This is a genomic window from Streptomyces sp. IMTB 2501 (genome assembly GCF_001953885.1).
Lineage (GTDB): Bacteria > Actinomycetota > Actinomycetes > Streptomycetales > Streptomycetaceae > Streptomyces.
On sequence record NZ_MQUS01000008.1, the window covers coordinates 100913 to 120799 of the forward strand.

General features: G+C 71.4%; 19 protein-coding genes and 2 tRNA genes. 13 read left to right on the plus strand and 8 right to left on the minus strand.

The window, feature by feature from the left end:
* Window positions 1–40 precede the first annotated feature (40 nt).
* Window positions 41–1846, plus strand: coding sequence for a bifunctional diguanylate cyclase/phosphodiesterase (locus tag AV521_RS16000; RefSeq protein ID WP_076088826.1), 1806 nt, complete (start codon window positions 41–43; stop codon window positions 1844–1846).
* Here the strand turns inward: AV521_RS16000 and AV521_RS16005 are convergent.
* The 3 genes from AV521_RS16005 to AV521_RS16015 all read right to left on the minus strand — a co-directional run bounded on the left by AV521_RS16005 (window position 1825) and on the right by AV521_RS16015 (window position 4515).
* Window positions 1825–2913 carry an LLM class flavin-dependent oxidoreductase gene (locus AV521_RS16005; RefSeq protein ID WP_076088828.1) on the minus strand — a complete coding sequence of 363 codons (1089 nt, stop codon included), beginning with the start codon at window positions 2911–2913 and terminating at the stop codon, window positions 1825–1827. The two genes, AV521_RS16000 and AV521_RS16005, sit on opposite strands and share 22 nt — an antisense overlap.
* Window positions 2914–2989: 76 nt before the next feature.
* Window positions 2990–3721, minus strand: coding sequence for a decarboxylase (locus AV521_RS16010; protein ID WP_076089193.1), 732 nt, complete (start codon window positions 3719–3721; stop codon window positions 2990–2992).
* The gene (locus AV521_RS16015) at window positions 3718–4515 is read right to left on the minus strand and encodes an aspartate/glutamate racemase family protein (RefSeq protein ID WP_107480930.1); all 798 of its coding nucleotides are present in this window, start codon (window positions 4513–4515) and stop codon (window positions 3718–3720) included. Before AV521_RS16015 ends, AV521_RS16010 begins: the two co-directional genes overlap by 4 nt.
* A gap of 150 nt (window positions 4516–4665) precedes the next feature.
* Here AV521_RS16015 and AV521_RS16020 point away from each other — a divergent pair, with 150 nt between their 5' ends.
* From AV521_RS16020 to AV521_RS16030, 3 genes are all read left to right on the plus strand, one after another.
* Window positions 4666–5616 carry a D-2-hydroxyacid dehydrogenase gene (locus AV521_RS16020; protein WP_076088830.1) on the plus strand — a complete coding sequence of 317 codons (951 nt, stop codon included), beginning with the start codon at window positions 4666–4668 and terminating at the stop codon, window positions 5614–5616.
* Between the two features lie 28 nt (window positions 5617–5644).
* Window positions 5645–7051: an amidase gene (locus AV521_RS16025; RefSeq protein WP_076088832.1), complete on the plus strand. Its 1407-nt coding sequence runs from the start codon at window positions 5645–5647 to the stop codon at window positions 7049–7051.
* A gap of 213 nt (window positions 7052–7264) precedes the next feature.
* Window positions 7265–7843, plus strand: coding sequence for an HD family hydrolase (locus AV521_RS16030; protein WP_076088834.1), 579 nt, complete (start codon window positions 7265–7267; stop codon window positions 7841–7843).
* Window positions 7844–7945: 102 nt separating this feature from the next.
* Here AV521_RS16030 and AV521_RS16035 read toward each other — a convergent pair whose 3' ends face one another.
* On the minus strand, window positions 7946–8443 hold the full coding sequence (locus AV521_RS16035) for a DUF3830 family protein (protein ID WP_076088836.1): 498 nt from the start codon (window positions 8441–8443) through the stop codon (window positions 7946–7948).
* 47 nt (window positions 8444–8490) lie between these two features.
* Here AV521_RS16035 and ehuB point away from each other — a divergent pair, with 47 nt between their 5' ends.
* From ehuB to AV521_RS16065, 6 genes are all read left to right on the plus strand, one after another.
* Window positions 8491–9417: an ectoine/hydroxyectoine ABC transporter substrate-binding protein EhuB gene (ehuB, locus tag AV521_RS16040; protein ID WP_076088838.1), complete on the plus strand. Its 927-nt coding sequence runs from the start codon at window positions 8491–8493 to the stop codon at window positions 9415–9417.
* Entirely contained in the window at window positions 9414–10157 is a 744-nt protein-coding gene (gene ehuC / locus AV521_RS16045; protein WP_076088840.1) for an ectoine/hydroxyectoine ABC transporter permease subunit EhuC, read from the plus strand. The genes ehuB and ehuC overlap by 4 nt, the downstream gene beginning before the upstream one ends.
* Window positions 10154–10804 carry an ectoine/hydroxyectoine ABC transporter permease subunit EhuD gene (gene ehuD / locus AV521_RS16050; protein WP_076088842.1) on the plus strand — a complete coding sequence of 217 codons (651 nt, stop codon included), beginning with the start codon at window positions 10154–10156 and terminating at the stop codon, window positions 10802–10804. Before ehuC ends, ehuD begins: the two co-directional genes overlap by 4 nt.
* Before the next feature lie 10 nt (window positions 10805–10814).
* Window positions 10815–11591 carry an ectoine/hydroxyectoine ABC transporter ATP-binding protein EhuA gene (ehuA, locus tag AV521_RS16055; RefSeq protein ID WP_076088844.1) on the plus strand — a complete coding sequence of 259 codons (777 nt, stop codon included), beginning with the start codon at window positions 10815–10817 and terminating at the stop codon, window positions 11589–11591.
* 214 nt (window positions 11592–11805) lie between these two features.
* Window positions 11806–12564 carry an IclR family transcriptional regulator gene (locus AV521_RS16060; protein ID WP_076088846.1) on the plus strand — a complete coding sequence of 253 codons (759 nt, stop codon included), beginning with the start codon at window positions 11806–11808 and terminating at the stop codon, window positions 12562–12564.
* Window positions 12565–12672: 108 nt separating this feature from the next.
* A tRNA-Lys gene (locus AV521_RS16065) sits at window positions 12673–12746 on the plus strand.
* Here the strand turns inward: AV521_RS16065 and AV521_RS16070 are convergent.
* The 4 genes from AV521_RS16070 to AV521_RS16085 all read right to left on the minus strand — a co-directional run bounded on the left by AV521_RS16070 (window position 12712) and on the right by AV521_RS16085 (window position 17922).
* Window positions 12712–14367, minus strand: a complete 1656-nt coding sequence (locus AV521_RS16070) for an AMP-binding protein (RefSeq protein ID WP_076088848.1) — start codon at window positions 14365–14367, stop codon at window positions 12712–12714. The genes AV521_RS16065 and AV521_RS16070 overlap by 35 nt on opposite strands.
* A 123-nt stretch (window positions 14368–14490) precedes the next feature.
* Window positions 14491–15096, minus strand: coding sequence for a lytic polysaccharide monooxygenase (locus AV521_RS16075; RefSeq protein WP_076088850.1), 606 nt, complete (start codon window positions 15094–15096; stop codon window positions 14491–14493).
* 111 nt (window positions 15097–15207) lie between these two features.
* The gene (locus tag AV521_RS16080) at window positions 15208–16341 is read right to left on the minus strand and encodes an SPFH domain-containing protein (protein ID WP_076088852.1); all 1134 of its coding nucleotides are present in this window, start codon (window positions 16339–16341) and stop codon (window positions 15208–15210) included.
* 60 nt (window positions 16342–16401) lie between these two features.
* The gene (locus tag AV521_RS16085) at window positions 16402–17922 is read right to left on the minus strand and encodes a peptidoglycan-binding protein (RefSeq protein WP_076088854.1); all 1521 of its coding nucleotides are present in this window, start codon (window positions 17920–17922) and stop codon (window positions 16402–16404) included.
* A 196-nt stretch (window positions 17923–18118) separates the two neighbouring features.
* Between AV521_RS16085 and AV521_RS16090 the strand changes: the two genes are divergently transcribed.
* The 3 genes from AV521_RS16090 to AV521_RS16100 all read left to right on the plus strand — a co-directional run bounded on the left by AV521_RS16090 (window position 18119) and on the right by AV521_RS16100 (window position 19594).
* Window positions 18119–18192: transfer RNA gene (locus AV521_RS16090), tRNA-Lys, on the plus strand.
* Window positions 18193–18232: 40 nt separating this feature from the next.
* Entirely contained in the window at window positions 18233–18541 is a 309-nt protein-coding gene (locus AV521_RS52260) for a hypothetical protein (protein ID WP_076088856.1), read from the plus strand.
* Window positions 18542–18844: 303 nt separating this feature from the next.
* Window positions 18845–19594 (plus strand): FadR/GntR family transcriptional regulator, encoded by a 750-nt coding sequence (locus tag AV521_RS16100; protein WP_076088858.1) that lies wholly within the window; start codon window positions 18845–18847, stop codon window positions 19592–19594.
* Window positions 19595–19887: the final 293 nt, after the last annotated feature.

A 19887-nucleotide genomic window follows, 5' to 3' on the forward strand; every position in this document is an offset into this window, starting at 1 on the left:
CCGGCACGGACAGAGATCGAGTGCACTGCGGGAGCGAGCGGTGAGCGGAACCTCCGAAGGGCCGACGCCCGCGGCAGACCTCGACCGGTCAGCCGTCACAGACAGTGACCACACCACCTACCACCGTGTCTTCGCGACTGCCCCGCTCGCCATGGCCGTAGTGGACCGCACCGGACACGTCGCCGCGGCCAACGCGGCCTTCGGCGAGCTGCTCGGCACCGATCCGGACACACTCACCGGGCGGGTCGCCGCCGACCTGGTGGACCTGGCCTCGGACACCCGGAGCTGGCACGCCTACCGCGAGGTCCTGCGCGGCCGGCAGGCCCGGCTGCGCTGCACCCGCCGGCTGAAACACCCCGAGGGGCACTCGGTGTGGGTGCAGGTCACCGTGGGCCCGCTCGGCGACGGGGAGCCCGCGGTGCTGCTGTCCGTCGCCGACGTCAGCGCCCGCCGCGAACTCCAGGCGCGGCTACGGCACTTGCAGATGCACGACCCGGTGACCCGGCTGCCCAATCGCACGCTGTTCTTCGAGCGGCTGACGGCCGCGCTGGAGGCGGAGTCGTACGAGCAGAGCGGCACCGGCCGGATCGGCCTGTGCTACCTGGACCTGGACGGTTTCAAGGCCGTCAACGACACCCTCGGCCACCGGGTCGGCGACCGGCTGCTCGCGGCCGTCGCCGAGCGCCTGACCCGGGTGGCCGACGAGGCCGGCTACGCCCGGGCCGTCACTCCGCTGGTGGCCCGGCTCGGCGGCGACGAGTTCGCGCTGCTCGTGGAGGACTCCACCGGCACCGAACAGCTCGCGGAGCTGGCCGAGTCGGCGCTCAACGCCCTGGAGCCCCCCTTCGACCTGGCCGGCCAGCGGCTGTCCCTGACGGCGTCGATCGGGGTCGTCGAGCGCCATGCGGCGGGTACGACGGCCACCGGCCTGATGCAGGCGGCGGATACGACGCTGTACTGGGCGAAGGCCGACGGCAAGGCCCGCTGGACCCTGTTCGACCCCGAGCGCAACGCGCACCGGATGACCCGTCAGGCCCTGTCGTCCACTCTGCGCCCCGCCATCGACCGCGGCGAATTCGCGCTCGAATACCAGCCGTTGGTCGGCATGGAGGACGGACGGCTCAGCGGCGTCGAGGCGTTGATCCGCTGGAATCATCCTCAGTTCGGCACACTGACGCCGAATCGGTTCATCGGACTGGCCGAGGAGGACGGCTCGATCGTGCAGCTCGGCCGCTGGGCGCTGAACACCGCCTGCCGCCAGGCCCGCCGCTGGCAGCTCGACCACCCCGAGGACCCGCCCATCTTCGTCAGCGTCAACGTGGCCGTACGGCAGGTATGGGACTCCGACCTGGTGGCCGATGTGGCGGAGACCCTCGCGGAGACCGGACTCGCCCCGCATCTGCTGCAGTTGGAGCTGACCGAGTCCGCGGTGATGGGCTCGGCCGGCCGCCCCCTGCAGGCCCTGCAGGCACTCAGCGACATGGGCGTCCGCATCGCCATCGACGACTTCGGCACCGGCTACTCCAACCTCGCCTACCTCAGCCGGCTGCCGGTCTCGACACTCAAACTCGACGGGTCCTTCGTACGCGGCTTCCAGTACGAGGGCGACGCGCGGGCGCTCGCGCCCAACCCGGCCGACGAGGTCGTCGTGGAGGCGATGATCCAGCTCGCCCACCGGCTCGGCATCACCGTCACCGCCGAGTGCGTGGAGACCTCGGCCCAGGCCAGCCGGCTGCGCCGGATCGGCTGCGACACCGGCCAGGGCTGGCTGTACTCCCGCCCGGTGCCGCCGGATCGTATCGCCGAACTCCTCGGCGCGCAGACCTACGCGGTCGGCAATCCGTAGGCGTCCGCGATCAACTCGTAGGACCGAAGGCGCAGTTCGCCGCGGTGGGCGTGGGAGACGAGCATCAGCTCGTCGGCGCCCGTGCGCTTGTGCAACTCGTCGAGGCCGGAGCGGACCTCGTCGGCGGTGCCGTGCACGATGTTGGACGTCCAGGAGGTGATGAACTCCTCCTCCGCCGGGCTGAACTCGTGCTTCTCGGCCTCGTCCGGGTCGGGGAAGAGCCCGGGCCGGCCGGTGCGCAGCCGGAGCATGTTCAGAGCCATCGCCCGGGTCTGGCGGCGGGCCTCACGCTCGTCGTCGGTGGCGAGGGTGGAGACGCCGATCAGGGCGTACGGCTCGTCGAGGACCTCCGACGGGCGGAAGGTCTGCCGGTACAGGTCCAGCGCCGGGATGGTGTTCTGCGCGGAGAAGTGGTGCGCGAAGGCGAACGGCAGGCCCAGCATGCCGGCCAGCCGGGCGCTGAAGCCGGAGGAGCCGAGCAGCCAGACCGGCGGCCGGTGCGGGGACTGGACACCGCCGGGGGCGGTGGCCTGGACGGGGCCGGGTATCGCGTGGATACGGCGGTACGGATGCCCGTCGGGGAAGTCGTCGTCAAGGAACCGGGTGAGTTCGGCGAGCTGCTGCGGGAAGTCGTCGGCGCCCTCGCCCGGCGTGTCGGTACGGCGCAGGGCCGCGGCCGTGGCCCCGTCCGTGCCCGGTGCCCGCCCGAGGCCCAGGTCGATCCGGCCCGGCGCCATCGCCTCCAGCGTGCCGAACTGCTCGGCGATCACCAGCGGGGCGTGGTTGGGCAGCATGACGCCGCCCGAGCCGAGCCGGATGCGGTCGGTGTGGGCGGCGAGGTGGGCGAGGATCACCGCGGGCGAGGAGGAGGCGACACCCGGCATGGAGTGGTGCTCGGCGACCCAGTACCGGTGGAAGCCGCGCGCCTCGGCGTACCGGGACAGCGCCACGCTGGTGCGCAGCGCGTCGCCGGCGGTACTGCCCGCGCCGACGGTCACCAGGTCCAGTACGGAGAGGGGGACGGGGGCGGTCCCGTGCGTCGTGCCCCGGATCTCGTCTGCCGACACGGTGTGGGCCTCCTGTTTCGCGGCGTGGGGTTTCCTGCGAGGCCCTAACAGGAGACAGTCTCCGCTTATTCCCGCCTCAGACCTGGACGATCGGCTCCCTCGTGAACAGCGTCCCCAGCGAGGGCGCGTTCACCCGGCGGTCGGCCAGCCGCAGCCCCTCCCACACCGTCACCTGGTTGGCCGTGAGCACCGGCTTGGACAGGGCCTTCTCCAGCAGCTGCAGATACGCGGCCGTGTGCAGGGCCGTGTCCGGGAGGAGCACCGCCTCCGCGTCGGGGACGTCCGCGGCCCGCGCCAGCGTCAACACGTCCTCCTCGCCCCAGGTGCCGACCTCCGCGGCCGTGATGATCCCCGAGGAGCGCACCCCGGTCACCTCCAGACCACCGGCCCGCAGGAACTGCGCGAACAGCCCGCCGATGTCCTCCGGGTAGGTCGCTCCGACGGCCACCCGCCGCACCCCGATCTCCCGGGCCGCGTGCACGAAGGCGAACGACGTCGAGGACGCGGGCATCCCGGCCAGCCGGGCGAGCGTGCGCACCTGCTCCTGCGCGCCCTCCCAGCCGTGCACGAACCCGCCGCTGGTGCAGGCCCACACCACCGTCTCGGCCCCGGTCAGCCGCAGGGTCTCCATGCCGGCCGCGAGCCGCTCGGCGGAGCCCATCTCGCGAAGCGCCGCCACCCGGTGCGCGTCCTCGCCGATGTCGGTGTGGACCAGGTCCACCCGGATGTTGCTGCCCAGGAGCTGCTCGATGCGTGGATAGTCGTCCTCGGCGGAGTGGCCCGGGTAGAGGAATCCGAGTGCGGTCATGACGGCCCTTCCTGGCGTTCCTGCGTCTCTTCCGGCAGCACCGGGGGCCAGGCACGCGCCGATTCGTCCAGCAGCGCCTGATACGGCCCCACGGCTCGGGTACCCAGCCGGCGCAGCGCCGCCCACATCGTGACCTGGTTGGCGGACAGCACCGGGATGCGCAGCTCGGCCTCCAGCTGGGGGATCACGTCGTACGTCGGCAGATTGGTGCACGAGATGAAGAGCGCGTCGGCGCTGCCCGGGCGGACCGCCTCCCGCGCCATGGCGACGACGTCCCGGTACGGCACCCGCCAGATCTCCCCGGTCAGCCCCATGAAGGCGCACCCGGTGACCTGGACGCCGGCCTCGGCGACGAACTCCTCCAGCGCCCGGGTGACGGACACCGTGTACGGCGTGACCAGCGCGAGCCGCTGGATGCCCAGCTCGGCCAGCGCGTCCAGCAGCGCCCCGGAGGTCGTCACCGAGGGCGGGGCCCCGGCCAGGCTCATCGCGGCGCGCATCGCCCGCTCCCCGGTGACCCCGCCGACGAAGCTGCCGGAGGTGCAGGCGTAGGCGACGACCTCGGGCGCGACGGCGGTCAGCGCGCGCACGGCGTCGCCGAGCGTCTCGTGCTCACTGACCAGCCGGGCCAGGTCCAGGCTCACCTCGACCGGCACGAACGGGGTCCGGGTCAGATGCAGCGAGACCTCGTCGGGCACCCACCGCCACAGCTCACGGTCGAGGGCGAAGTCAAAAGGGGCGACCACTCCGACACCGCGCTGGAGGCGGGGGCCGCCGAGAAAAGTGACGTCCATGGCAGGTACCGCCTCACACGGGAACGACCAAGGGCAAAGGGCGGCGAGTACGCCCGTGTTGACGAAGGTAGATTCGGGTGCGAGCGTGGTCAATCCGTGCATGTCACCGCGCACGTCATCGCGTATGTCAGACGCCGGGAGCCGCCCCGTATGACGTCCCTCCCCACCCTCCTCGTGCTGGACGCCGAGCCGCCGCCCCGGCTCGGCAGGCTCACCGGCCGCGCCCGGATCGTCCACACGGACGCGGCGCACCTGGCCGAGCGGCTGCCCTCGGCGGACGCCCTCCTGATCTGGGACTTCACCTCGCACGCGGTGCGCGAGGCATGGCCGGGGGACGGGCCGAGGCCGCGCTGGGTGCACACGGCGAGCGCGGGCGTGGATCATCTGATGTGCCCGGAACTCGCGGCGTCCGACACGGTGGTGACCAACGCGCGGGGGATCTTCGACCAGCCGATCGCCGAGTACGTCGCGGCCCTCGTGCTCGCGGTCGCCAAGGATCTTCCGCGCACGCTGGAACTGCAGCGGGAGCGGAGCTGGCGGCACCGGGAGGGCCGGCGGGTGGCGGGCACGCGCGCGTGCGTGGTCGGCTCGGGCCCGATCGGCCGGGCGATCGTACGGACCCTGAAGGCGCTCGGCGTGACGACCGCGCTGGTCGGCCGGGTCCCGCGGACGGGCGTCCACGGCCCGGCCGACCTGGACCGGCTGATGTCCCGCGCGGACTGGGTGATCGCGGCGGCGCCGCTCACCGAGCAGACGAACCGCATGTTCGACACTCACCGCTTCGGCGTCATGCAACCCTCGGCCTTCTTCATCAACGTCGGCCGCGGCCAGCTCGTCGACGAGGACGCCCTCGCCCGCGCGCTGACCCACCGCTGGATCGCGGGCGCCGCGCTCGACGTCTTCACCGCCGAACCCCTCCCCGAGGACAGCCCACTGTGGAATCTGCCCGGTCTGATCATCTCCCCGCACATGAGCGGCGACACGGTCGGCTGGCGGGATGAACTGGGAACGCAGTTCGTGGAGTTGTACGAGCGGTGGGCGGCGGGCAGATCACTGGTGAACGTGGTCGACAAGAAACGCGGCTACGTCCCCGGCCACTGACCGGGCCACCGATCCACCAGGAGGGTGCATGCAACTCACCGACCTGACCGCCGTCCAGCTCCTCGACGGATACCGCAAGGGCGAGTTCAGCCCGGTGGAGGCGACCGAGCAGACGCTGGAACGGGCCCGGCGGATCCAGCCGGAGGTGAACGCGTTCGTCCGGCTCACCGAGGAGGACGCGCTGGCCCGGGCCCGGGAGTCGGCGGAGCGCTGGCGGCGCGGTGAGCCGGCCGGGCTGCTCGACGGGGTACCGGTGACGGTCAAGGACATCCTGCTCATGCGCGGCCACCCGACCCTGCGCGGCTCGAAAACCATTGCCGAGCAAGGGAGTTGGGACGAGGACGCACCCTCGGTGGCCCGGCTGCGGGAACACGGCGCGGTGTTCCTGGGCAAGACGACAACGCCCGAGTTCGGCTGGAAGGGCGTGACGGACTCCCCCCAGTCGGGCATCACCCGCAACCCGCACCGCCCCTCCCGCACCGCCGGCGGCTCCAGCGGGGGCAGCGCGGCGGCGGTCGCGCTCGGCGCGGGCCCGCTGTCGCTGGGCACGGACGGCGGCGGCAGCATCCGCATCCCGGCCGCGTTCTGCGGCATCTTCGGCCTGAAACCGACGTACGGCCGAGTGCCTCTCTACCCCTCCAGCCCGTTCGGCACGCTGTCGCACACGGGCCCGATGACCCGGGACGCGGCGGACGCGGCCCTGCTGCTGGACGTCATCGGCGTGCCGGACGCCCGCGACTGGTCGGCGCTGCCGCCCGCGCCGGTGTCCTTCAGGGAGGCCCTGAAGGGCGGCGTGCACGGCCTGCGGGTGGCGTACTCCCCGTCCCTGGGCGGCCAGGTCGCGGTCCAGCCGGCGGTCGCGTCGGCCGTACGGCGCGCCGTGGCCTCGCTGGCCGACCTCGGCGCGTACGTCGAGGAGACCGACCCCGACTTCAGCGACCCGGTCGAGGCGTTCCACGTCCTCTGGTTCAGCGGCGCGGCCCGCCTCACCGAACGCTTCTCCCCGCGCAAGCGGCAGCTGATGGACCCCGGCCTGCGCGAGATCTGCCTCCAGGGCGCCCGGCTGACCGCGCTCGACTACCTGGCCGCGGTGGACACCCGCATGGACCTCGGCCGCCGCATGGGCCGCTTCCACGAACGGTACGACCTGCTGGTGACACCGACACTGCCGGTGACGGCGTTCGAGGCGGGGGTGGAGGTGCCGCGGGGGTCGGCATACGGGCGCTGGACGGGCTGGACCCCCTTCACCTACCCGTTCAACCTCACCCAGCAGCCCGCGGCGACCGTCCCGGTGGGCACGGACGGAGACGGGCTGCCGGTGGGGATGCAGCTGGTGGCGGCCCGGCACCGGGACGATCTGGTGCTGCGGGCGGCGCATGCGCTGTACGAGGCCGGGGTGGGGTCGGCGGCGCCGGTCGCGTCGGGCGTGGCTTAGCTCGGTTGCGACGGGAAGCAGGTCGGTTGCGCCCGGCGGACGCCGGTTCGCCGCTCCAGACGGCAGCGCTGCCCCGGCTCCCGATCATGTTGGATAGCGGAGAGCTGTCGTCGCGCGGGCGGCGGGAGTTGGAGAACATCCGGTACGCGATCCTCCCCCACTGCCTCAAGGGCGTGGGCGGTACCCCCAGCCGAGGCATGAGAGGAGCCCACGGTGTCCGAGGAGCTGACTGCGGTGGCCCGTTTCCTTTACGAGGCGGGGACGCTGAAGCAGAGCAAGCGGACCGGTTGGTGGATGGCTGGTGTCAAGGACCCTGAGTCGGTCGCGGATCACTCCTGGCGCACCGCCCTCATCGCCACGATCATCGCGAAACTCGAAGGAGCCGACCCGGCCCGAGCCGCATTCCTCGCCGTGTGGCACGACAGCCAGGAAACCCGTACCGGCGACGTCAACCACCTGGGAAAGAAGTACACCAATGGCGAGGCCGACCCCGAGACGATCACCGCGGACCAAGTCGCCGGCATGCCCGCGGTGGTGGCCGATGCGGTCAAGGAGCTGATTGCCGAGTACGAGGGCAAGGAGTCCCTGGAGGCCCGATGCGCGAGGGACGCGGACAAGCTGGAGTGCATGATCCAGGGCGTCGAGTACCGCGATCAGGGGTACGCCAACGTCCAGCGGTGGATCGACAACAGCCGCGGCCGGATCACCACCAAGAGTGGCCAGGAACTCGCGGACGCAGTACTGAAGACAGGGTCCCTGGACTGGCTCCACGCCGCGCTCGGCGAGCGGTAGTACCGACGCCGATCGCCGCACGGCGTGATTCGGCGGCGGGGACGGTGACTGATCAGGCCCGGGTCACCGGTGCCTGCCGTTCCGTCACCCGGTCGTCGCGGTTCAGGCGGCCCGCCGGAAACTGAGCGTCTCCCCCGCCGCCCCCGTCCGCCACAGATCGTTGCAGGCCTCCGCCATCACCTCCAAGCCCTCCACCACCTGGCCCCACACGATCCCCGGTACCCAGCCCACGTCGCCGTTGAGGAGGAGGTTGTTGCGCTCGTAGAACAGGGCCAGGTCGACCACCGTGGTGCCGGGGCGGACCTCGCGGTCGTAGCCGTAGGCCTTCGTGCCCAGCTCGGCGCCGGCGAAGGAGAAGTAACAGAGGTCGCCGGGAATCGGGGTGACCGTCGGGTTCTCCAGTGGGGGTTCCGTGGAGGCGAACGGCGGGAAGAGGGCGTAGATCTCGTTGCGCGCGTATTTGGCGTGGTAGACGTCGCCCGCGAGGGGCAGCGCGTCCCATACCGCCGCGCAGGTCAGCGGTGCGCGGTCGGTCAGGAGGCGGGCCGTGCAGCGCACGTCCCGCTTGTCGAGTGAGACGGTGACGAATCGATCGGCCATGAAAACCAGGGTGCATAGCCGGGAAGCGCTTGGGTAGCCGCGCCGCCATGGCTCCACCACTTGGGAACGACGTACACACATTCCGGTCGGGACTCAGACGCAGCCGACGGTCGGTGCTCGGCGGCCTCGCCGCCCTCGGCACCGTCGGCGCACTGGGTACCGCGGGCTGCACCCGCGTGGCCGAGGCCTCGGGCAAGAAGGGCGGTGACCTGCTCGAACGGCTGAAGGCGCAGGGCATCGTACGGCTCGGGATCGCGGGTGAGGTGCCCTTCGGGTACATCGACAAGGACGGGCAGCTGACCGGGGAGGCGCCCGAGCTGGCCAAGGTGATCTTCAAGCGGCTCGGGGTCGGCAAGGTGCAGCCCGTGCCGACCGAGTTCGGGTCGCTGATTCCGGGACTCAACTCTCAGCAGTTCGATGTCGTGGCAGCCGGGATGTACGTCAATCCGGAGCGCTGCCAGCAGGTGATCTTCGCCGACCCGGACTATCAGATGCTCGATTCGTTCATTGTGCGCAAGGGCAATCCGCTGGGGCTGCATTCCTACAAGGACGTCGTCGCGAAGAAGGCGAAGTTCGCCACCGGCACCGGATACGCCGAGATCGACTACGCCGTCGAGGCCGGATACAAGCAGGGCGACATCCTGATCGTCCCGGACCAGGTGGCCGGGATGAACGCCGTCGAGGCGGGCCGGGTCGACGTCTTCGCCGGTACGGCGCTCACCACCCGCGAGGTGGTGAAGAAGTCGGCCAAGGCCGAGGCCACCGCGCCCTTCGCGCCGCTCGTCAAGGGCAAGCCGCATGTCGACGGTGGGGCCTTCGCGTTCCGGCCGACCGAGACGAACCTGCGGGACGCGTTCAACGTCGAGCTGCACAAGATGAAGCAGAGCGGCGAGCTGTTCCGGATCCTCAGGCCGTTCGGCTTCACCAAGGCCGAGATGACCGGCCTCACCGCGAAGGAGCTGTGCGGCGGATGACCTCGGGGCTGTGGGAACTGGTACTCAAGGGTGTCTGGACCACCATCCAGCTGCTGGTGTTCGGCGCGCTGCTGGCCACGGCGGTGTCGTTCGTCGTCGGCATCGCGCGGACGCATCGGCTGTGGATCGTGCGCTTCGTCGCCGGCGTCTACACCGAGGTGTTCCGCGGCACCTCTGCACTGGTGATGATCTTCTGGGTGTACTTCGTGCTGCCGGTCGTCTCCGGCTGGCAGCTGGTGCCGCTGTGGGCGGGCACGCTCGCGCTCGGTCTGACGTACGGCGCGTACGGCTCGGAGATCGTGCGCGGCGCGCTCAACGCGGTGGACCCGGCGCAGAAGGAGGGCGGGATCGCACTCAGTTTCACGCCGGCGCAGCGGCTCAGGCTCATCGTGCTGCCGCAAGCCGTGCCGGAGATGATCCCGTCGTTCTGCAATCTGCTGATCGAGCTGCTCAAGGGCACCGCGCTGGTGTCGGTCATGGGCATGGGCGATCTGACGTTCAGCGCGAACCTGGTCCGGCTGGCGCTGCAGCAGAGCGCGGAGATCTACACGTACGTCCTGCTGATCTACTTCGCGATCGCCTTCGTGCTCACCCGGCTGATGCGCGGCCTGGAGAAGCGGCTGAAGGCCGGGGTCGGCAAGGCTCCCGGGACGGAGCGGGCGGCGCGTGAGCTCAAGCGGGCCCGGACGACCGGCGTGGGCGTCGCGGGTGGCGCGGGCATGGGCGGAGGTGCCGCATGAAGTGGGACTGGAACGCGGTGAGCGGCTTCATGCCGCACTTCTGGGACGGGCTGCGGGTCACCCTGGAGGCCCTGGCCCTCGGTTCGCTGCTGTCCTTCACTCTCGGTCTGGTGTGGACGCTGCTGATGCGGACGCCCACCCGGTGGGTGCGCTGGCCGGTGGGGGTGGTCACGGAGTTCGTGCGCAACACCCCGCTGCTGGTCCAGCTGTTCTTCCTGTTCTATGTGCTGCCCGAGTGGGGCCTGACCTTCTCCGCGCTGACCACCGGCGTCTGCGCGATCGGCCTGCACTACTCGACGTACACCATGCAGGTCTACCGGGCCGGTATCGAGGCGGTGCCCGTCGGCCAGTGGGAGGCGGCGACCGCGCTGAACCTGCCCCGGCGGCGGACCTGGACCGCGGTGATCCTGCCGCAGGCGATCCGCCGGGTTGTTCCCGCGCTCGGCAACTACGTGATCGCCATGCTCAAGGACACACCGATGCTGATGGTGATCACCGTGCTGGAGATGCTCGGCCAGGCGCGGCTCTACTCCCAGCAGCACTTCCAGTTCACCGAGCCGATCACGGTGATCGGTGTGGCCTTCATCCTCATCTCCTATCTGGCCTCCCTTCTCATGCGAGCCCTGGAGCGACGTCTTGTCCGCTGACACTCCCCTGATGGAAGAACCCGAGCCGGGCGCCGGCGCGACCACGGCCGGCGGTGAGCTGATCCGGCTGGACGGCGTCACCAAGCGCTTCGGCGCGAACACCGTCCTCGACAACCTCAACTTCACCGTCGACGCCGGCAAGCACGTGACCCTGATCGGCCCGTCCGGCTCCGGCAAGACGACGATCCTGCGGCTGCTGATGACCCTCACCCAGCCGGACGAGGGCACGATCACCGTCGACGGGGAGCAGCTGTTCCCCGCGCCGGAGAAGCAGATCCGGGAGGTCCGCAAGAAGATCGGGATGGTCTTCCAGCAGTTCAACCTGTTCCCGAACATGAGCGTGCTGCGGAACATCACCGAGGCTCCGGTGCAGGTCCTCGGCATGTCCAAGGACGAGGCCGAGGAGCGGGCCCGGGGGCTGCTGGAGCTGGTGGGGCTGGCCGACAAGTGCGACGCGCGGCCGACGCAGTTGTCCGGCGGGCAGCAGCAGCGGGTGGCGATCGCCCGGGCACTGGCCATGCGGCCCCAGGTGCTGCTGCTGGACGAGGTGACCTCCGCGCTCGACCCGGAGCTGGTCGCGGGCGTGCTCGATCTGCTCAGGGACATCGCCCGCACCACCGACATCACGATGCTCTGTGTGACCCACGAGATGGGTTTCGCCCGTGACATCTCCGACCAGGTGCTGATGTTCGACGGGGGCCGGGTGATCGAGTCGGGTTCCCCGGACAAGATCTTCAGCGATCCGGAGCAGGACCGGACCCGGGAATTCCTCAGCGCGGTGCTGTGACCACGCGGTGTGGATCCGGCAGATGCCGAGGTCCAGTCGCTGGGTCATGTCGCTGGCATATGCCAGAGGATCTGCGGCGCAGTTGGGAGGGGCACGGCGAGCGCAACAATCTCGCCAACCCCCTCTCCTCGCAGCGGGTTTGCCCGTTATCGTGGAACCGATCCGCAGACCGGATCCCGCGGCCACTGACAGGCGAGCGCAGGGGGAGACCACCGTGGCGCTGATGCACGAGCCGACCGCCCCTTACCACTCCGCCCAGGACGCCCTGCGTGTGCTGGAGACCGTGGCCCGGCACTCCGCCGGCGTCACCGACACCGAGCTGGCCCGCCGTACCGGCCTCGGCTCCGAGCGGCTCACCACCCTGCTGCGCATGCTGCGCCGCGAGGGCTATGTGGAGCAGATCGCCGACGGGGCGTACGTCACGGGCGACACCCTGCGCCGCCTCACCTCCGCGCACGACCGTGAGCGGGCCGTGCGCGACAAGCTCCAGCACACCCTGGACCGGCTGCGCGACTCGGTCGGCGCGGCGATCTACATGAGCCGGTACGTCGACGGCGAGGTCAAGGTCACCCAGTACGCCGCCGGGCCGACGACCCCGGCGGTGAACGAGTGGGTCGACTTCCGCTACTCCGCCCACGCCACGGCGGTCGGCAAGAGCCTGCTCACCCAGCTCGACCACAACGCCCGCCGCGACCACCTCTCCCGGCACAAGATGGCCCGCCTCACCTCGCGCACCATCACCAGCGACAAGCTGCTGCTGTCCCGCCTGGAGTCCCAGCCGCCGACGGTGCCGGTCCTGGACCTCCAGGAGTACGCGGTCGGCACGGTCTGCGCGGCGGTCCCGATCACGGCGGGCGCCTCGGTGGGCTGCCTGGCACTGTCCCTCCCGGTGGAGCACGCGCACCGGCTGAAACAGGCGGCGGACGCGCTCAACCGCAACGCGGCACCGGTGCTGCTGTCCCTCACGATCTAGCCCCCCAGAAGTGATCACGAGGGTGGTCACGAGCACCCCCGCGGACCAGGTAGTATTTTCTTCGTCGCCGGCCGCGGAAGACAAAAATCCGCAGCAGGCGAGAGTCATGCGCCGCTAGCTCAGTTGGTTAGAGCAGCTGACTCTTAATCAGCGGGTCCGGGGTTCGAGTCCCTGGCGGCGCACAGATGAGGGGCCCTTCGCGGAAGCGAGGGGCCCCTCGGCGTCCCCCTCCACAAGCCTCCGGTAGGTCGGCTCCCCCGGCGGCCGCCACCACACCGGATCGGCACACGCGTACCCCTCCCGCCTGAGCAGTGCCCGATGGATCTTGTTCGTGGCCGTCACCGGCATCCGCTCCACCACCCGTACGAACCGGGGCGCCATCTTCGTGCCGAGATCGGGCTGGGCGCGCAGGAAGGCCGCGAAGCCGTCGGGGTCGAAGGTGCCGTCGATGGTCGCCATCACGTGGTCCCCGGTCACCGGATCCGGCACCCCGTACACGGCGACGGCCACCGCGCCCTCGTACCGGGCGACGATGTTCTCGATCATCGCGGCGGCCAGGTTCTCCCCGTCGACACGGATGCTGTCGTCGTTACGACCGGCGAAGTAGAGGTATCCCCGCGCGTCCCGGTAGAAGAGGTCCCCCGTCCAGTAGGCGCCGGCCCGCCGCCGCTCGGCCTCCGCCGCCGGGTTGCGCCAGTAGCCCTCGAAGGGGTTCGGCGCCCGGTTCACCAGCTCGCCTATCGCCTCCTCCCCGTTGAGCAGCCGCCCCGCGGAGTCGAAGACGGCCGGCGGGCACTCGTACCCGGTGGCGGGATCGAGTACCACCAGCCCCGGCCCGGCCGGTCCCACCGCGCCCTGCGGGGTGCCCGGCGCCCACTGGATCGCCGCGCCGCCCTCGGAGGAGCCGTACCCCTCCACCAGCCGCACCCCGAACCGGCGCCGGAAGGCCGCCGCGTCCACCGCGCCCGCCTCGGTGCCGAAGCCGAGCCGCAGCGGGTTGTCCCGGTCGTCCGGGCGCTCCTCGGTGGCGAGGACGTACTGGATCGCCCGGCCGACATAGGTGAAGTACGTCGCCCGGTACCGGCGGACGTCGGCGAGGAACCCGGACGCCGAGAACCGGCGTCGCAGGGCGATCCCCGCCCCCGCCGCCAGCGCGGGCGCCCAGTCGGCGATCACCGCGTTGCCGTGGAACATCGGCATGCAGATGTAGTGCACGTCGTCCGCGCGCACCCCGAACTGCCGGACCAGCGCCTGCCCGGCTGCCGCCAGCCGGCCCTGGGAGCACAGGGCCGCCTTGGGGGCGCCGGTCGACCCCGAGGTGAAGTACAGCAGCAGCCGGTCGGCGGGGGCGGCCCGGGACGGGTCGGGTACGGCGTCGGCGTACGGGGCGAGGAGCGCGCCGTACTCCTCGTCGTCGGTCACGAGGATCCGCACCCCCGGCAGTTCCAGGCCCGCGAGCAGCGGCAGCCGGGCCCGCTCGGTGACCAGGAGCGGGCACTCGGTGTGCAGGATGTCCCGGGCCAGTTCGGGGCCCCGGCGTGTCGGGTTGATCCCGGCGACGGCCGCGCCGGCGAGCGCGGCGGCGCCGAGCCACAGCGGGAACTCCTCGGAGTTGTCGAGGAGTACGCCGATGTGCGGTACGGCACCCGGTGGCAGCAGGCCGGCCAGCAGAGCCGCGCGCGCCGCGGCACCGGAGGCGACCTCGTGCTGGGTCAGCACGCGGTCCTCGCACCACAGCCCGGGCCGGTGGTCACCCCAGCGTGCCGCCACCAGGTCGGCAACGGTGTGCTTCGTGGACTCCATGAGGGCGCAGCGTAATTGACGATCCATCAGATGTGGAGTCCGCGATGAACACGGCCGGGGAGGCCGGGCGCGGGCGTCCGGCCTCAAGAGGACCTCGGTTTCCGTGCTGCGGCGGAGCGGCACTCAGAAGGTGACGTCCGAGCAGGCGTAGAACGCGTTGCCGGTGTCGGCGATCGTCCACACCGCGAGGATGACGTGGTGCCCGCTCAGCCCGGTCGGCAGGGTGCCGCTGTGGCTGAGGGTGGCCGGCGGGCGCTGGCCGTTGTACGGGACCGTCAGGAACGGGGTGGTGTTGAGGTCCGAGCGGGACAGGGCGTGGTCCTCGTTCCAGCCCTGCCTGGTGACGTAGTACTTGAAGTCCGTCGTGGCGTGCATGGCGGTGAACTGCCAGCGGAAGGTGTATGTCTGGCCGCCCGTCACCCGGGTGGTGGGCCAGGCCCCGCCGGAGGGCGTGACCGGCGAGCTGAGCTGGGCGAACCGGCTCAGTCCGCCGTTGCAGATCTGGCCGTCGGCGGGCCCGGCGGCCGGGAAGCCCTTGGGGCCCTCGACGCTCTGCGGCTCGTACTGGATGTCACCGCAGTTCGTCACCGTGCCGTTGGCGCAGAGCTTCTGCCTGCTGATGGGGAGGTCGGTGTAGCCGTGCCCGCTGGCGCCGCCGGTGGAGAGCACGAACACTCCGGCGGTCACCGCCCCGAGCACCACCGCGGACAACTTGGTCTTGGTGCGCATACTGCCGCTCCTGGAGAACGTGGGGAGTTCGGTGAGCTGTGCAGGTAGGTCTAGACCAAGTCTCAGATTATTGCCGTTAGTTGAACATGTCCATACCAATCGTGGTACGGCCTACGACGGCTCCCCGCGCCCCGAGCAGAAGGCCACCGTCAGGTCCCGTACCAGCACCTTCCGTTCGTAGTCGTCGAGTTCGACCAGACCGCGCACGGTCAGCCGGGTCACCGTGTCCTCCACCGAGTCCACGACCGAGCTGAGCATGCTGGACCGCTGCCGGGCGTCCAGCGCGGCGATCCGGCGCCGGTGCATCACCGCGGCGACCTCCGGGGCGTACTCCACCCGGACCGGCCGGACCGCGAACACCTCCAGGCCGACCGGTGCGGTCTCCTCGGCCACCAACCTGGTCAGCGTCTCCCCGGCCGCCGTCACCCCGCCCTGCGTCCCGCCCCCCGGCTCCACCGGCACCCGGGCCAGCGCCGCCTCCACGCACTCGCTCAGGTACGTCTCGTGATCCTCGATGCCGAGCAGCGCCCGCGCGGTGTCCCGCACCCGCCACACCACCAGCACGACCACCCGGAGCGCCATCCCGTCGGGGTCCGCCGCCGCCATGGCCTCGCTGCGCCAGTGCCGCAGCCGCACATCGACCCGGCGGCGCAGCACCAGCGGGTTCACCCAGAGCAGCCCGGTCCGCCGGACCGTCCCCCGGTAGCGGCCGAACAGGCCGAGCACCCACGCCCCACCCGTCCGCCCCCGGGCCAGCCCGCCGAACCCGAGCAACCCGAGCGCCCCCGCCCCGGCGTACGCGGCCCACTGCGCCGGACCGAGCCCCGCCCCCACGGACGCGGGCAGCCGCAGCGCCTCCAGCACGCCGGGCGGCAGCAGTCCCGCCCACCACGAGGCCGCCAGGCACCCGGTGGCCCCGCACGCCCCGGCGAGCACCCCGGCCGCCCCCGGCAGCACCCGCGCCGGGCGCTCCACCAGCTCCGGGTCGACCTCCGGCAGCGGCCGGCTGCGCACCGGCACCTGGCGTCTGAGGCGCGGCTGCTCGCCGGCGCCCTGGCGGCGGGCCACCACGGCGGGCTTGAGCGACACCGTCACCGGGTCGGGGCCGTCGCGAAAGAGCAGATGCACCGGGATCTCGGTGGTCGCCTCGTTCTGGATCAGCCGGGCCGGACGCCCGCCCGGCCCCTCGGCGTCCTCCGGCTGCTTCTCGGATTCGGGCGGTGTGTGTGACGTGGTCGTACTCATGTCTGCCTCCAGCCTCCGCGCCAGATGCGTCATGAACAGGGATGGGGTGGAGCGGAGCGGTCAGAGGCCGGTCACCCCGTCCGTCGCCCCGTCCGGGGCCGCGTCCAGGAACAGCCGACGCCAGGTCTCCGGCCCCGGATAGCCGTCCGCCGCGCCGCCGCGCCAGCCCTGGGCGCGCTGGAAGGCCTCCACCGCACGCCGGTCCGCATCGCCCCAGCGCGGGCCGGGAGCGGCGGCGTAGAACCTGCCGAACCCCTTCTTCACAAGCTGGCGGCCCAGCTGTGTGATGTACGCGTTCTCCGCGCCCGGACGGAAGTAGTTCCGGCCGGGATAGCCGGACACCCCGTGCGAGACGGCCCGGACCGCCGCGGCCACGCCCGGCGCGTGGCCCTTGCCCGCGTGGCTCTTGCCCGCGTGGCCCTTGCCCGCGTGGCCCTTGCCCTGACCCGTGATGTCCTTGCCATGGCCCGAGACGTCCTTGCCCCTGCCGGCGATGTCCTTGCTCTGGCCAGCGATGTCCTTCCCCTTCCCGGTGATGTCCTTGCCCTTCCCCTTCGCCGCGATGTTCTTGCCCTTGCCGGTGACCAGCAGCTCCCAGGTCTGCGGGCCGGGCAGCCCGTTCGCGTCGGCGCCGCTCCAGCCCTGGGCGAGCTGGAACGCCCGGGTGGCCTGCCGGTCCGCCTCGCCCCAGGTCGGTCCGGGCCCCTTGGCGTAGTACGAGCCGGCGCCCCTGGCCACCAGCATCTGACCGAGCCGGGTGACGTACGCGTTGCTGGCGCCGGGACCGAAGGAGGCGGCGCCCGGATAGGTGTTCTTCGGCTTGGCGTCGGCCGCCTGCGCGCCCGCTGTGTCCACGGTCACGCCCTTGTAGCGGTAGGGGACGTACTTGTCGGTGTGGCTCCAGTAGGGGTACGGCGTGGGCTGTGTGCGGGTGTGCGGGGGTGTCTGCTCGTAGACGGTGTAGTTGACGTGCGTGTAGTCCGTCCAGCCGCCGAAGATCACCACATGCGAGCCGCTCTCGGGGTTGTCCGGGTTGTGGTACAGCAGGATGTCTCCGGGCTGCAGCTCCTCCTTGGTGATCTTCACGCCGAACGAGCCGAGGCTGCCGGTCCACTCGTTGCCGGGCAGGCCCCAGGCCATGGAGACATAGCCCGAGCAGTCCTGCCGGTACCCGTCGGACCAGAAGTCGTTCATGCTGTACGGCACCTGGGCGGTCACCCAGGTCTTGGCCCGGTTGATGATCTGGGTCCGGGTGCTCGCGGGGATCGGGTTGCTGGGCCTGGCGGGCTTGCCGGCCGGGCCGTGCAGCGGTGCCCTGGGACCCTGGGGGGTCTGCGGGTCGCCGTCGTCAGGGACGTGGGGGCGCTGCTCGGCGGGCCGTCCGGGGGCGAGGGCGGCGGCCGGGGCGGCCGCGCCGAGGACGGCGGAGGCGGCGGCCACGGCCACGATGCCGCAGGCGGCGGCCGGGCGGCCGGCGGAGCGGGCGGACGACAGGCGGGGACCGACCCGTCGCCCTCGCACGCAGCCGGGGCAGTCGCAGTCGCTCGCGGGGTCGAATTCCGCGAACACCGGAGTCGCCATGCGATCTGCCTCACATTCGGATGGGATTTGTCCGCTAGTGTGCACGTTGGTCAGTTTCCCAACTGTCCACCCGACCGCCACTTTGACGGTCCGAATGATGTACACGGCCCTTCGGCGGCGGGCCGGCCGCCGTGGGGTGGCCCGGAGGTGGTCAAAGGCACCCCCGAAGGTCGGGTAGAGTTATCTCCGTCAGCAGGCGCCGCTAGCTCAGTTGGTTAGAGCAGCTGACTCTTAATCAGCGGGTCCGGGGTTCGAGTCCCTGGCGGCGCACCGACCGAAAGGCCCCTCGCGAAAGCGGGGGGCCTTTCGCATGTACCCGAACGCCCTGGAGGGCGCGGGTCCGTATGTCCGCCGTGAAGCGGGGCCCGGCGTCCTGGTGGGCGGTGACGCGGACCGTGTCGGCGGTCGGCGGGGCTGCCTCGATCCAGCACGGGCGGTCGAGTTCGACGTAGCGGTGGAAGGACGTCGCAAGCCGGCCGCCGAGTGCGCCGTCGCGGTGCCGGCGTCCTGGGCGCTGTACGAGCTGGTGGAGAAGCCGCTCGTGCGCCGCTGGTCCCACCCCCGTACCCCCTCAGCCCGCACCTCGGGGGACTCCCCCGCCCGGGCCGGTGCGGGCTGAGGGCCCCTGTGTCACATCCCCGGCCGGATCGGCGCGCGGCGTCCGGGGGTCCGCCCGCCACGACCCCGCCCACACAAACCACCCGCAACACCGAGCGCCCCACCACCACGCCCAACCGCACCAGACACCTACCACCGGAGATACGACACCGCCCCTGACAGCCCCGCATGCAGGCCACGCCGCCGAAGGCCACGACCTCGCCCGCACAAACCACCCGCAACACCGAGCGCCCCACCACCAGACCCAACCGCACCAGACGTCGGTGCAGGTTCAGCCCCGGCGCGGGTCGCGTACCCTCTGGCCATGGCAGCCCGGGACCTTCAGGAGCGGATCAAGAAGCTGATCGTGGACCGGCGGCTGCCCTCGGGAGCCCCGCTGCCGACCGAGCCGGAGCTGATGGAGTACCTCGGCGCGAGCCGGAACTCCGTGCGCGAGGCGCTGAAGGCGCTGCAGGCGATGGGGATCGTGGAGATCCGGCACGGGTTCGGGACGTACGTCGGCTCGATGTCCTTCGCGCCGATGATCGAGGGGCTGGCCTTCCGCACCGTCGCCGGCCACTACCGGGGCGAGGACTCGCTGCTGCAGCTGCTGGAGCTGCGCGAGGCCGTGGAGACCGGGCTGGTCTCACGGCTGGCCGGGCGGCTGCCCGAGGCGGACCTCGTCGAACTGGACGCCCTCGTGCTCCGTATGGAACGGGAGGCCGCCGAGGGGGCGAGCCTCGCCGAGACCGACCGGGCCTTTCACGCCACCCTCTACCGGGGGCTGGACAACGTGTTGCTGAGCGAGGTGCTGGAGGCGTTCTGGGACGCCTTCCACCGGGTGCAGCGGGATCTGGTGGGCGTGCCGCAGGACCCCAGGGTCACCTGCCGGCAGCACCGGGAGATCCTGGACGCGGTCCGGTCCGGCGACTCGATGCGGGCGGAGGAGGCCATAAGAGACCACTTCGGCAACATCCGTGTCCGTCTCTCCGCCACCGGCGCACCCCGGCCTCCCGAGACCACCGGCGCACCCCGGCAACCCGAGCCCCACACGCGCCACAATGAACGGGTTTGAGCGGTAAACACCGTGTTTCCCGTCTTGCGATCATGCGGAGCACCGTAGAAACCTGGATGTCCAAGCTGCCGCCGTTTGACGGGAGTTGGGGGGAAGCAACCGGTTGCCGGACCCGCGGGGAGGGGGCCCCGTTCATGAACCGGTGCCGAGGGGGGCATCAATGCAACCGGAAGGTCGCCGTCCCGTGTCTGTACGGTGGGGAAGACGTGGGGACTGCGCACTGCCACTGAACCGTGCGTGCGGGCTTTAGGGGAGCTTGCCGCGCGGCAAAGAACCGACGAAACACGCGGTGA